The sequence below is a fragment of the Bacillus cereus group sp. BfR-BA-01360 genome (genome assembly GCF_022663595.1).
GTDB lineage: Bacteria > Bacillota > Bacilli > Bacillales > Bacillaceae_G > Bacillus_A > Bacillus_A cytotoxicus.
This window is the reverse complement of record NZ_JAKUFV010000020.1, coordinates 36707-50095: the sequence shown is the minus strand read 5'-3', so window position 1 is coordinate 50095 and position 13389 is coordinate 36707. Positions and strand designations below refer to the sequence as shown.

Here is a 13389-nt window from a genome sequence, read left to right as displayed (position 1 = left end):
GAGGGATTTATGATTGGAGGAGGTGTTATCTTATCGATATTGTAGTAAAAAACTCAATAGCCTGGACATTAGCATTATTTTAAATTAGATAGTACTGAGGCGTTCCTTTATTAAACATGGATCTATTTTGTATGGTAGGGTATAGCTGCCGACTTTATTATGAGGAAGTAAATTGAAGAAATTCTGGATATAAATATTTGCTGAATTTAAATTAATATATTCTGATATAATTCTTGTTGAAAGTTAGATGACTTTTGGTAGAAAAAGGTGTAATATGTAATTAAGAATTAAAAAGGGGGAAAAATGGTATGGAGAGAAATACAGTGTTTGATGTTGCGAATTTTTTCCTAAGTCGCTCAATAGAAAATACTGATTATGCCATTACCCATCTGAAGTTACAAAAATTGGTGTATTACGCACAGGCATGGTTTGTTACTATTTATCCAGATAGAAGACTATTTAATGAAGAAATTGAGGCATGGGTACATGGACCTGTCTGTAGAGAGTTATATTATGACTACAGAGGATATGGTTATGATGAAATTCCGCCATTACCATTTCCATATAATCAGGGGTTTGAGGAGTATGAGTTAGAAGTTTTAGAAACTGTGTGGGAGGCATATGGTCATCTGGATGGTAAAACATTAGAAGCATTAACACACAGTGAGAAACCCTGGTTAGATGTGAGAAAAGGATATCATGAAGATGAGCCTTGTGCAAATGTCATTTCTACAGATGCAATGACAGAATTCTATTCTAAAAATAATTAGAGGAGACCTTAAAAGTCTCCTTTTTTGTATATAAGGAGAGGGTTTATGGGAACTGTATTAGGTTTGATTGCTATATCTTGTTTTTTTTATGTAATGATATTTGTTTATAAACAATATCAAATTTATTTCAATTTTTTTGACACATATCAAAAATATTTAAAGAAATATGAAGTTGAAAGAGTTAACCAAGAAAATACATATTTAAAAGATAATTACCTACATGATTTAGGAAAAATGGCTACAAAATCATTAAGATATTCCGAATATATTGCAAAGTTAAAGAAAATACCTATGCCTGTATTAATAGTTCTGGTGTTAATTGGCTTTTTTATATGTATAGGATTTTTGTTTTTTATTGTACCTCAAGTAAGTGTCTTACATGCTGTATTTAGCGAAGTATTAGAAATGTTGAGTTTGAGAGAGGTATTAATAAAGCATGGTTCGTTAATCAGAAATTTATTAGTCGCATGTAACGGACTATTAGCGGGTATTATCACTTTAATGATAACGTTATATACTTTTTCTTTTAGAGAAAGAAAAGCGAATGCAATTAGTATTAATACCCTTAGTAAAAATAAATGGTTCTTTGTTCATATAGCCTTTGTTTTTTTTACACTAATTTATGGATGGCTATCCTTAAATATGTTACCTAAAGGTATTGATAACATAATCTATAATCATGAAACATCTTTACGTTTGTTAATGTTTGTTATCTTAGTAATGTTATCATTATTTATGATTATTGGAGAGATGAATCGCTTCTTTAAGGGACTAAATTTAAAAGAAGCAACTAAAGAAATGCTTTCTGATATTAAAAGTTTAATTTATTTAAATGCACTATCGTTTGGGAATCTAGTTAATTATAAGCAACTAGAAAATTATATTGAAAGTTTTTATCAGTTCTTAGCTTTGAGCTATGAAAAAAATATTTATGAATTATATTCTCAACATTTTGAAGAATGGTTAAAAGTACTTCAGTCATTAGTGATTGGACCCGAAACTAAAGAAGTCAATTTTTTGTCTCAACCAGTATTTGAAATGTTAAATAAAAAAGATAAGAAAGCCTTTAAAAATGTTTATGCATTATTAATAAGATGCCATATAGAACTTATTATCACGATAATGAAGTGTAACCGTTTAACGGATTTAGAGCGAGCAGTTAAAGGGCTTTTGCATCTAAAGCCATATAAGAAAGATGATGATGAATTAAAAGAAATCTATTTAACCACATTGCATGAATTAGTATTATACACTATAGAAAATCAACCTGAACGTGTAAGCGTCATATTACAGGTATTAGAAGAAGTGTCTAGCGCTGAATTGGTGTCTGATAACGATACTTCATTAAAGATTTATAAATCCTTAGTATTAAAAAGTGTTATGAATAATTCTGTTATGGATTTAAGCAGCACCTCGTACTCAATGATAAGGGGAATTCGAGGTTATTTAGTTCACCCTCAAACGAAAGTAATAAAAGGAATATCGATAGGAAACAACTTGAATGCAGCATCGCATATGAATCAAGTAAAAGCTACTATATATAATTTACTTCAAGCTAATTTGAAAACCATAGAATTATCTCATTATCAATGCACGGGCTTTTTAATGAAGATGATGGTTACAGTATTTCATGATGTAGAATTATTTAAAGAGGTATTTTCTACATTGGTGTGTGGTGGATCGCAACAAGGTGAAAATAATCCATATATTAGAGATAAAAAACAATCAAAAGTTGAAATTTTACCAAATTTTAATACTAATACTTTCGATTATTGTTGCCATAAATTGGCGATATTATTATACGCACAAAGGAAATATGCTTTACAAAATAAGCTTCCCTTTCAGTTTAAAAAGCAAGTAGAAACTAATGATTTTAATATTGTTGATTTAAAAGAATGCATTCAACACAGGGAACCTAAATATATATTTTATTTATTTAATAAAATTTGTGCAGGAAAAGAAAAGTATGGTTTGTTTTTTTTAAGGGATAAGGTTTTTATGGAGGGAATACTCAAAGACGTATTTCATGCGCTTAATATTTCTGAAGAATTAGCAAGTGAGTGGAATTATGAAGTAAAATAATAAATGAAAGTATATCTTATTATACTTTGAATAAATATTACTTTTAAAAAACGGATATCTTATGGAAGGTATCTGTTTTTAATTTGTTTTATAAACAAAAGTGCTGTATCGATACTTATAATTAAGTTATGGAGATAAGGTGGTTTTAATTGAAGCAACAGAAATATAATAGCGAATTAATAATTAATTTGCTATATTTTTTCATTAGGCAGGAATTTTTTACACAACAAGCAAAAGAAGAAATATCATGATGCTATTTCTTTTGCTTGTTATTTAATCTAAAATAATTTCTTGAATTGTATATTTTCTATAATTATTTAATGCTTAATTTTAATAAAGCGGTATTACTTCTTGGATTTTGAAACTAAAAATTCTACTTCTTGAATTAAAACGGAAGGTTTGATATCAAGAGTTTTAGCTAATGCAAATATAGTGTTGATTGTGGGTTTTCTTTTACCACGTTCAAGAAGACTGATATACGTTCTATCTAAACTAGAGTTGAGTGCGAGCTGTTCTTGACTTATGTTGGTGTCATGACGATATTTTTGCAGGGTAATTCCAAAGGCTTCTTCGATTCTCAAGAAATCACTCTCCTTATATTTATAAGATAATTTTGAGAGAGTAATCTTCTTTTAACTACAGACTATAGTCTGCAATTATTTGTAATGTATAGCTAGTATTTAGGGGATAAGTATAAAGAAAACGGCCATAATTTAGTAATAACTAAATTATGGCCGTTTTCTTTAGTGAGGTATTGAGTGGCTAACTACTTCGATAAATTCTTTAAAGTCATTATCTGTGAAATAATAAAATAATTCTTCTATAACATAGTATGTATCTTTGGAATCCTTAACAATTAAATCCACATGATTTAATTTGTTAATAGAGTTTCGAATTACAGTTTTCTTAATAGTGGTTTTTTTAGAGATAGTAGAGATATCTACTTTAACTTTTCCAGTTTTATTGAGGTATGCATCTTTGCACAAATACGCATAAATAATTAAATCAATACCGGTTATATTTCCTATTAGTTCTTCCATGAAGACAGGTGAAGGTATACAAAAATAGCTTTGGTTTTCATGGTCTTGGAATTGTATTTTGGTACCTTTATTTATTGTTTTATCAAAATATTTGTGTAAAAGAGAATGAAGTGTTTCTGCATCTGCATTTAAATCGAATAACTCTATAGGTAATTTACTAAAATACATAATAACGTCCTTTCTTGGTAGACTATAGTCTGCAATATTGTATCATGATACAATGGATTTGTAGATAGTACTTACAAATATATTATGAATTACCATAAAAATATAATGTTTCTTTACTATAAAAGGGGTAGCCATGGATTAAGTATAGATGAACAAAATACAAAGACGATCGCAGGTTTTCAAAAGTTGATGTTTGATTTAATGTTGAGCGAGAGCAGGAGGAAGGTATGTATCAATTAAAATATAGGCGTTCAGATAATCGTATAGAATTAATTACAGATTATGGTGAGGAAAAGTTACTAAATGATAGTATTTCCTCAAAACCAAATATGTCACCAGATGGATTAAAAGCTATATATTTATCACCTTATGAATGGGAAAGCATTACCAAATTATATCTGTTTGACTTAAGATGTGGCAATAATCTTCAATTAATAAGCGATATAGATGAAGGATATATGCCTAAAGAGGCGATATGGATTAATGACTCATACCTTGCTCTTATTATTGGTTTTGGCACTTTCAGTGATGGTGGAAATGTGCACCTTTATGATTTAACGGATAATCAATTGATTAAAATAACGAATTGGAATCAAAGAAAACAAGCAGTAAAGCTAGAATATAATAATGGTATTTTAAATTATGAAGGTATTGAGTATTTAAATGAAAACATGGAGGAATATAGAGAATTTAGAGAGAAGTTAGATGTGAAATCATCCCTTTTTTATAATGTTAATAAGTTTTATTAGTATTATAAGGGAACATGAAAACATTTATTTATATGTAGAGGGGATCTTTTTATCTAGACTATTAGTTTCTCAAAACATCCCCATGGTTAGGAGGTTAGAGCATCTTAAAGGAGGATGGAGAAGATGGCAAAGAGGAAAAGTGAGTGGACAGAAAAGAAAATAGAACAATATATAAAGGAGGGGCGTGGACATGGAGAACTAAGTAACTATAAACCTTGGATAACAATACAAAACATATCTTCCAATGGTAATGAAACACGTCCTAGGGGATGGAAAACAAGTAGACAACATGAATTTCTTTCAAATTTAGAAAGAAATTATTTTTTTATTTTGGAGTGGTCAGATAACATTATTGATATAAGAGAACAATATCCTTTAAACCGAGAGCTTACATATCAAATTGCTGTGGAAAAGGGTATATTGCATCCTATTGATTCAAAGCATAAAACATTAATTGTAATGACTACAGATTTTTTATTGACAGTTCGTAAGGGGAAAGAAACTAAGCATATAGCCAGAACAGTAAAATCAAGCAAGGAATTAGAAGATAAAAGGGTAATTGAAAAATTTGAGATTGAAAGGGAATATTGGGAAAGGAAAAATATAGATTGGGGTATTGTAACGGAAAAAGATATTTCTACAGAGATGGCAGGTAACATTTCTTGGCTTCATAAGTCTTACTATGTAGAAGATATAAAGGATATAAATTTTATTAAGCTTTTTCTTAAATACCTTTTGAAAACTACATCTAATACTACTTTAATTGATACTTTTAATCAATTTGATGATCAATATAATTTGGACAACGGACAAGCTATAGTATATTTTAAGCACTTATTAGCTAGAAAATATTTATTTGTAGATATATTAACAAAGAGAATTAATTTAAGAAGTCTGAATATTGGGGATATATTTTTTGGGAAAGGAGAGTATGAAATCTGTGATCATGCTATCAGTAAATGAAGTATTTCAGGATATGGATAGTTCAAAAGTATATAGGATACTTTGGATTGATGATGGAAGTGTAATTGCATATTTAATTGATATATATAACGAGAAAGCTTTGCCTTTTGGAGAAAGAATGAATATTCTTTTGGATGGCTTCAAGAGTGGAAGATATTCCAAAGCAGTAACACCTAATCTTATTTCAGTTATAGATTATGAAGAGTTGAGCGAAAAGGAAATTTTGATTAGAGATAAAGCGTGGAATGCAATTAAAAAATTAGTTAAAAGGGAACCTGAAATTTATAAGAGGACAGAAAGGGGAAAATTAATCAAGGAATTAATAGAACAACAAGGTATATCTAATAAGACAATTTATAAGTATTTAAAGAGATATTGGCAACGTGGAAAAGTGAAAGATGCGTTAGTTCCGGATTATAAAAATTGTGGCAATAAGGGAACTGAAAAAAATTGGGGGGAGAATAAGACTGGTAGACCAAGAATGAGAAATAGTATAGGTATTAATGTGACGCCAGAAATCCAGGAATTATTTGAAAAGGCTGTACAAAATTATTATTTTGTAAATCCGGACAATTCATTAACACATACTTATAAGATGATGATTAAGAACTACTTTCAAGTAGATACTTACTATGAAGATGGGATAAGTTATACCGTTATCGAGGAAGAAAATAACATTCCTACGCTTCGACAATTTCGTTATTGGTTTAATAAGAGATATGGGATAGAAGAAGTTATTTCATCAAAGCATGGGAGGAAAAAATTTGAGCGAGATCATAGAGCGGTTTTAGGATCTTCATCTTTTGAAGTATTTGGGCCAGGTTCTAGATATCAGATTGATGCTACAAAAGCTAATGTATATATAGTATCTAGGTATAATTCAGATTGGATTTTAGAGAGACCGACGGTTTATTATGTTACAGATGTATATACCCATTTAATAGCGGGATTTTATGTAGGGTTAGAAAGTCCATCTTGGGTGGGGATGATGATGGCACTCCTTAATGCGACTACAAATAAGAAGGAATTTTGTGAGAAATATGGCATTCATATTACAGAAGATTATTGGCCGGCAGCTCATTTACCTGAGGTTATTTTAGGAGATCGAGGAGAACTAGAAGGGTTTAATGTTAATCACTTAATACAAGGTCTTAATGTTACAGTGGAGAACAATCCAGCTTATCGTCCAGATTGGAAAGGAATTGTGGAGAAATTGTTTGATATATCACAGGAAAAGATACGTCCTTTTTTACCTGGTTATGTAGCAAAAGATTGGGGAAAGAGAGGAGCTAAAGATCCACGCTTACAAGCGAAATTAAATATAGAGCAATATATAAAAATTATCATTCGCTTTATTTTACATTACAACAAGAATTTCTATATGAAAGACTATTTACGAGATTCGGACATGGTAATGGATAATGTAAAACCAACTCCTATTGAATTATGGAAATGGGGTATTAAAAATCGTGCCGGAAAGTTACGGATTGTGCAACCTGATATTATGAAGTTTTATTTAATGCCTAGAGGGAGTGCCACGGTAACGGCAAAGGGAATCCGATTTCAAAAAATGTTATATAGTTGTGAAACAGCATTACAAAATTCATGGTTTGCTATTGCTAGAACAAAGAAAAGTTGGAAGGTAGATATTTCTTTTGATCCCCGCGATATGAATCAGATTTATATTCATACAAAGGATGAAAAAATATTTGAAACGTGCAATCTACTAGAACATCAAGAAAGGTATAAAGATAAATCAATTGAGGAAGTTGAACAGCTGCATAAAGTGGAAAGTGAAAAATTCAAGGAGGAAGAGCATGTTTTATTACAAAATGAAATTAATCTTTTTGATAGTATAGAATCTATTGTCAATGAAGCAATCAAAGAAGCAGATGAGCAACAAACAGTGAATATTAGTAAATCAAAAAAAATAAAGAAGATAAAAGAACATACTAAACTTGAAAAAGAAATAAGAAGAAAAGAAGAAGCTTTTAAATTAGACAATATGAAAGGTGTAATTCCAGTAGAAGAAAAACAAGATAATAAATATGATCGTCATTCAGTTAAGGATTTGTTTAATAAGCGTAGAGGAGGGAAGAAATGAGCAAGAGCCCTGAAATGATTCAATTAGAAAATGGAGCATATGCCTTACTTGCTCATTATGAAGAACAAAAGTTAGTTGAATATCAAGAAAACCCTTTAATTGAAGTTTTACCTCCTATACTCTCCTATGAAGAAGCATTTGATCAACTTAGTTTTTTTCCTGAGTATCATGAAAAAGAAAAAAACTTATCTGAACATCATCGTTACCACGCCTTGTTACGATTAACCCGTTTTTTTCAACCAATTGGACAAACGTTAGATTTAGAAAGAAGATTTTCTCGTTTTTTACGTTATGGATATGTCAATCGAAACCCTTTTCAAAAACAACATGTACAAGTTTTAAATGAATTACATAATAAGTTAGTAAAAAAGGAAAAGGTAGGGGTGCCCGCAGATATACGAGCTACAGCATCGAGTTTTACATTGATGGGCTTTTCTGGTATTGGGAAATCGACAGCTATAGAGAGAATACTTTCATTGTATCCTCAACTTATAGTTCATCAATACCCGCTTAGTACAATTCAAATTGTTTGGTTAAAACTAAATTGTCCACATGATGGATCGCTAAAATCATTATGTCAGAGTTTTTTTGAGAAGATAGATCAACTGATTGGGACCAAGTATTTTGAGAAGTATGGAAAATCCTCTAATTCTGTTAGCTCAATGGTAACTAGAATGGGACAAATTTCGAGACTACATTGCGTTGGTGCACTAATTATTGATGAAATTCAACACCTTTTAGCAACAAAGGGGGATGCCTCTGAGAAAATGATGAACTTTTTTGTAACCCTCATTAATGAGATTGGTATTCCAGTTATGTTAATTGGAACTATGAGAGCAAGAACTCTTCTACAAAAAGATTTTAGACAGGCGCGTCGAGGAAGTGGACAAGGAGATATGGTGTGGGAACAAATCAGCAATAAAGAGGATTGGGAAGTTTTGATTACAAGTATGTGGGATTATCAATGGACGAAAGAATATGTGGAACTTAATCAAACCCTATTAAATTTAATCTATGAAGAAAGTCAAGGTATCACAGATATAGCTATAAAGTTGTTTATACTAGCACAAGGAAGAGCCATTGAAACAGGAGTAGAAAAACTCTCACCGGAATTAATCAAAAAGGTTGTTAAGGAAGACCTAAAGCTCGTACAACCAATGCTAAAGGCTCTGAAATCTGGTGTTGAAACAGAAATAGCAAAGTATGAAGATATCGTTTCCCTAGATATTAGAGAGTATATGCTGAATAAAATGCCAGTAATTGATATGAAGGCTAAAATAAAAGCTAAAAAAGAAAAAATTGAACAAGAACGTCAAGAGAAAGAAATAACAAAATTAGAAAAGTTAATTCTTTTGCTTATTAATTTAGATTTAAATGAACAGGAGGCAGAAACAGCTGCCAAATATGTATTAAATAAATCCTTTGATTTAACAATTGCAGATTTAATGAAAGAAGCATTGAATTATATCGAGAAAAAAAGAAATTTAAATAACAAAAGTAAGAATAATGTAGAAATAGATGAAAATAAACTACAATGCATTATTAATAATGGTAAAAAGAAAAAAATGGCTGCATATGAGGCATTAAATATTAAGGGATATATTAAAAACCCTTTAGAAGAATTGTATTATAGGGGTTAAAGATAATGTTAACCTTCTTTCCATATTTATATGAGGATGAATTGCTTTATAGTGCTATGGCTAGGTATCACATCCGTTCTTGTAATAGTGACTTTAAGAGTACTACTCGAGATTTATATGGCGATGCAAGAGCGTATATTATTCCAGATCTTCCATCTGGTTTAGAAGTCTTGCAGGGGAGACTTAAGTATTTTATGGAACTAGACATATACCAATGGATTGAGAAACATACATTATTTCATTACTATACTAACTTTATAGATGAAGGTATAAAAAATAAAGTTAAAAACGAAATGTTAGGAAATTACAGAAACGGAAATTTACACAGTTTAGTAGGACAAATTGCAGGTTCAGTAAAAGAACCAACATATTTTCGTTTTTGTCCCCAATGTTTACAAGAAGATTTAAATCATTATGGTGAATCATATTGGCGTACGTATCATCAACTACCGAGTGTTTTTATTTGTTTGAAACATAATATCTTGCTTCAAAATAGTTTTGCTCGTTTTCGACAAGCTAATTTAACAATTGTTGCAGCAACCAGAGAAGTTTGTAAGAGTGTTTCTAATAATAGGCAATACAAATTTTCTCATCAAGAAATCGAAATACTCACGCAAATTACGAGGGAAAGTTATAAATTAGTAACAGAAGATTATTTATATGATCTTAAAGAGTTACAGAACATCTATCATCATTTATTACGAAAAAAAGGCTATGTATCAATTAGAGGTACAATTAAACAGAGTAAATTAGCAAGAGATTTTATATCTTTTTTTGGGGAAAATATACTTTCGCTGATGCAGTCTATGGTGAAGTCAGATGAAAGTTGCTGGTTAAAGGCGATAACTAGAAAACATAGAAAATCATTTCATCCAGTTAGGCATATATTATTTATCTATTTTATGGGGGAATCTGTGGGTAGTATAAACGAGAAAAAAGATACATGTTACTATCCCTTTGGCAAGGGACCTTATTTGTGTTTAAACCCAGCAGCGAGTCATTATCTTAAACCAGTAATTACAAAAATAAGGATTTCAAGATGTTCCAAGACAAGAGACCCCATTGGTACGTTTGAATGTGAATGTGGGTTTATATATTCGCGTAGGGGACCAGATATGAAAACGGCAGACAAAATGAAAATTGGACGTATCAAAGCATTCGGGGATATATGGAAATCGAAATTAGAACAATATATTTTAGTTGATAAACTTAGTTATGGAGATTGTGCTAAATTACTAAAAGTTAATATTAATACGATTAGTAAATATTCCAAACAACAAGATATTTCTCAATTAAAAGCTACAAGGACTGTATCTTTGAATCAATATAAGGAAAGGTGGTTGGCGCTAGCCAAAGAGTATCCACTTCTCTCAAAAACAGAGCTTAGAAAGAAAAATCCTGCACTTTATATGAGTTTATACAGAGGTGATAAAGAGTGGTTAAGCTTGAATTCACCTGTTAAGGGCAGTCGAAAAAAAACTGAAGAAAGAATTAATTGGAAAGCTAGGGATAATGAAACTTTAGCTGAAGTTAAGGAAGCTATAAAGTCCCTATTAACTAATGAGAAATTTATTCGTATTAGTATAGGGAGTATAGGAAAAAGAATAGAAAAGAAACCTTTGTTGGAAAAACATATGGATAAATTACCTAAAACAAGAGCTTATATCTCGCAGTTTGTAGAATCAATTCATGATTTCCAAACTAGAAAAATTAAATGGGCAATCAAAGAAAGTATAGCGCAGGGAGAAGAAGTACGGGAATGGAAAGTATTACGTAAAGCAGGTATAAATAAAAAAAGTCTTAAAGGGGATTTATATGATACCTTTTTTTCCAAGAATATATGAAGGTGAATTGTTTTATAGTATTCTTGCTCGATATCATCGATACTCTGGTAATGTTGAGGCTATAAAAACGATTAGAGATCTATATGGTATGGATAATGTAAGAGTTTATTCTCACGTTGTTAGAAAATTAAATATACTGTACGAGAGAATCAAAATTTTTAATATACCTTCCATAGAAGAGTTGATAGCTAAACATACTTTTTATTTCTATTATACGAATTTTAAAGGAATTAAAACTAAAGATTCTTTAAAGGAAGTTATGTTAAATGGTGAAGAGAATGAAATGAATCGTGTAGTGGGGATAAAACACAATGTTTATTTTAAGTATTGCCCACATTGTACAAGAGAAGATATAGAAAACTATGGTGAAACATATTGGCGCTTACAGCATCAAATATTTGGTGTACAGGTGTGTTTGAAACATAATGAAACTCTCTGTGACAGTGATGTTTCTTGGAGTAATAGGGGAAGAAAGAAAGGTTTTCGAGAAATAGAGGCTGCGACTTTAGAAAACTGTCCTATTAGTAGAAAGGGTATTGTCTTTTCTGATGAAACAAAATATAAGCTAGTGATGATAGCAGAAGAATTAAAAAAAATGGCAAGTAGTGATTATAATATTAATCCTGATACTATTTCTGATATATATCGTTATGTTTTATTTAGAAAAGGATATATGAAAGGAAAGGTTGTTAATATTAAAAAACTGTATCGTGATTTTACTAATTACTATGGTCAAAGTTTATTGGAGTTATTAAATTTGACCTTCAATTCAAATAAAAGAAGTAATTGGGTAATTAGTATTTTGAAGCGGGGGAGACAAACCTTTTCTCCTGTGCAACATGCATTAATTATTATTTTTTTAGGAGAGAAAATAGATACCATAAACCAATATAATGACCAGGAATATTCCTCGTTTGGTAAGGGACCATATCCTTGTTTAAATCCATTTGCTAGACATTATTTAAACAGTACAATTGATACGGTCAATTTAAGTATGGATCAGCGGGGGAACTGTATAGGTATATTTGAATGTAAATGTGGATTTAAATTTTCTTGTTTATTAAAAGAGTATAATAATCAAAAACAATTTATTGTTCATCAAATTATAGATATAGAACAAAGGTGGGTTGATTATTTTGAATTATTGGCTAACGGGAATTTAAAACAAGAGGATCTTTTTTGTTTAGATGAGAGTGTTATAACATTAATGCAAAAAAGATATTTGATTTATATTCAGAATAAAAAAAGAAAACTTAGTGGTAAACCTTCTGCTGAAAAAGTTGAAAAGTATAGAAGAGAGTGGTTAAGATATCGAGAAAGATATCCTGATTTTACGGTGAATAAGATCAGGTCTTTTGCTGGAGGAGTATATACCTTTTTATATAGATACGATCGTGATTGGTTATATGAAAACACAATTTATATAGAAAGAAGCATCGCTAAGAGAAATAATTGGGCGGAAATAGATAAAAATTTGTTGATTGAAGTTCAAGAGGTAATTAACAAAATTAAAAACTATAATGGTTACCCAATTAAAGTTACTAAACATAGCATCAGGAGAGAATTATCTCGTGATATAGGAGCGTATACATTAAAAAATTGTCCGTTAACAGCAGAATTTTTAAAATTAAATGTGGAGTCTGTAGAACAGTTTCAAATACGAAGAATTTATTGGGCTGTAGAGAAGCTAATCAATAATAATGAAGATGTTGTGAAGTATAAAATTAGAAAAATAGCTCGATTATCAGATAATATTTCCGACGAAGCAAATAATGAACTATCAAAAATTATTAGTAATAAATAGAGGATATATTTTTGAGCGAAGGGATAAAAGAATCTACAAATTTGTAGATTCTTTTTGTGATTGGTTTTATTTATATCTGAGTTGCAAGTTAACTAAATTAGATGTGCTTTGTAATGCTTTATTTTATAGTGGTTTCAGAAAGTGTTTTTCCATTAAAATAACCCAGAAATAGGGAGGGTTTTTCTTAGCGCATATTTTCGTTAACATTTGTTTGGTACTTCTAAT

10 protein-coding genes are annotated in these 13389 nt (G+C 30.3%); 8 read left to right on the top strand and 2 right to left on the bottom strand.

Features of this window, described 5'->3' with window-relative positions:
• Positions 1–308: 308 nt before the first annotated feature.
• Together MR056_RS16605 and MR056_RS16600 are read left to right on the top strand one after the other, a co-directional pair.
• The gene (locus MR056_RS16605) at positions 309–770 is read left to right on the top strand and encodes a Panacea domain-containing protein (RefSeq protein WP_086692646.1); all 462 of its coding nucleotides are present in this window, start codon (positions 309–311) and stop codon (positions 768–770) included.
• A 45-nt stretch (positions 771–815) separates the two neighbouring features.
• The gene (locus MR056_RS16600; RefSeq protein WP_242136589.1) at positions 816–2852 is read left to right on the top strand and encodes a hypothetical protein; all 2037 of its coding nucleotides are present in this window, start codon (positions 816–818) and stop codon (positions 2850–2852) included.
• Between the two features lie 344 nt (positions 2853–3196).
• Here the strand turns inward: MR056_RS16600 and MR056_RS16595 are convergent, their stop codons facing one another.
• A complete protein-coding gene (locus tag MR056_RS16595; protein ID WP_086692642.1) occupies positions 3197–3433 on the bottom strand; it encodes a helix-turn-helix domain-containing protein in 237 nt (78 codons plus the stop codon).
• A gap of 162 nt (positions 3434–3595) precedes the next feature.
• A complete protein-coding gene (locus tag MR056_RS16590; RefSeq protein WP_086692640.1) occupies positions 3596–4060 on the bottom strand; it encodes a helix-turn-helix domain-containing protein in 465 nt (154 codons plus the stop codon).
• 227 nt (positions 4061–4287) lie between these two features.
• Here MR056_RS16590 and MR056_RS16585 point away from each other — a divergent pair, with 227 nt between their 5' ends.
• The 6 genes from MR056_RS16585 to MR056_RS16560 all read left to right on the top strand — a co-directional run bounded on the left by MR056_RS16585 (position 4288) and on the right by MR056_RS16560 (position 13164).
• Positions 4288–4809 (top strand): hypothetical protein, encoded by a 522-nt coding sequence (locus tag MR056_RS16585; protein WP_086692638.1) that lies wholly within the window; start codon positions 4288–4290, stop codon positions 4807–4809.
• A 123-nt stretch (positions 4810–4932) separates the two neighbouring features.
• Complete coding sequence (locus MR056_RS16580; RefSeq protein WP_086692636.1) at positions 4933–5772, top strand: TnsA endonuclease N-terminal domain-containing protein; 840 nt, start codon at positions 4933–4935, stop codon at positions 5770–5772.
• The gene (locus MR056_RS16575; protein ID WP_086692634.1) at positions 5741–7876 is read left to right on the top strand and encodes a Mu transposase C-terminal domain-containing protein; all 2136 of its coding nucleotides are present in this window, start codon (positions 5741–5743) and stop codon (positions 7874–7876) included. Before MR056_RS16580 ends, MR056_RS16575 begins: the two co-directional genes overlap by 32 nt.
• The gene (locus MR056_RS16570) at positions 7873–9516 is read left to right on the top strand and encodes an ATP-binding protein (RefSeq protein ID WP_086692632.1); all 1644 of its coding nucleotides are present in this window, start codon (positions 7873–7875) and stop codon (positions 9514–9516) included. The genes MR056_RS16575 and MR056_RS16570 overlap by 4 nt, the downstream gene beginning before the upstream one ends.
• A 5-nt stretch (positions 9517–9521) precedes the next feature.
• Positions 9522–11360 carry a TnsD family Tn7-like transposition protein gene (locus MR056_RS16565; RefSeq protein WP_086692630.1) on the top strand — a complete coding sequence of 613 codons (1839 nt, stop codon included), beginning with the start codon at positions 9522–9524 and terminating at the stop codon, positions 11358–11360.
• Positions 11332–13164, top strand: coding sequence for a TnsD family Tn7-like transposition protein (locus MR056_RS16560; protein ID WP_086692628.1), 1833 nt, complete (start codon positions 11332–11334; stop codon positions 13162–13164). Before MR056_RS16565 ends, MR056_RS16560 begins: the two co-directional genes overlap by 29 nt.
• Positions 13165–13389: the final 225 nt, after the last annotated feature.

Coding starts and splice junctions, on each gene's coding strand:
- MR056_RS16560 (WP_086692628.1), top strand. CDS start 11,332: ATGATACCTTTTTTTCCAAGAATATATGAAGGTGAATTGTTTTATAGT.
- MR056_RS16570 (WP_086692632.1), top strand. CDS start 7,873: ATGAGCAAGAGCCCTGAAATGATTCAATTAGAAAATGGAGCATATGCC.
- MR056_RS16580 (WP_086692636.1), top strand. CDS start 4,933: ATGGCAAAGAGGAAAAGTGAGTGGACAGAAAAGAAAATAGAACAATAT.
- MR056_RS16600 (WP_242136589.1), top strand. CDS start 816: ATGGGAACTGTATTAGGTTTGATTGCTATATCTTGTTTTTTTTATGTA.
- MR056_RS16575 (WP_086692634.1), top strand. CDS start 5,741: ATGAAATCTGTGATCATGCTATCAGTAAATGAAGTATTTCAGGATATG.
- MR056_RS16565 (WP_086692630.1), top strand. CDS start 9,522: ATGTTAACCTTCTTTCCATATTTATATGAGGATGAATTGCTTTATAGT.
- MR056_RS16605 (WP_086692646.1), top strand. CDS start 309: ATGGAGAGAAATACAGTGTTTGATGTTGCGAATTTTTTCCTAAGTCGC.
- MR056_RS16585 (WP_086692638.1), top strand. CDS start 4,288: ATGTATCAATTAAAATATAGGCGTTCAGATAATCGTATAGAATTAATT.
- MR056_RS16590 (WP_086692640.1), bottom strand. CDS start 4,060: ATGTATTTTAGTAAATTACCTATAGAGTTATTCGATTTAAATGCAGAT.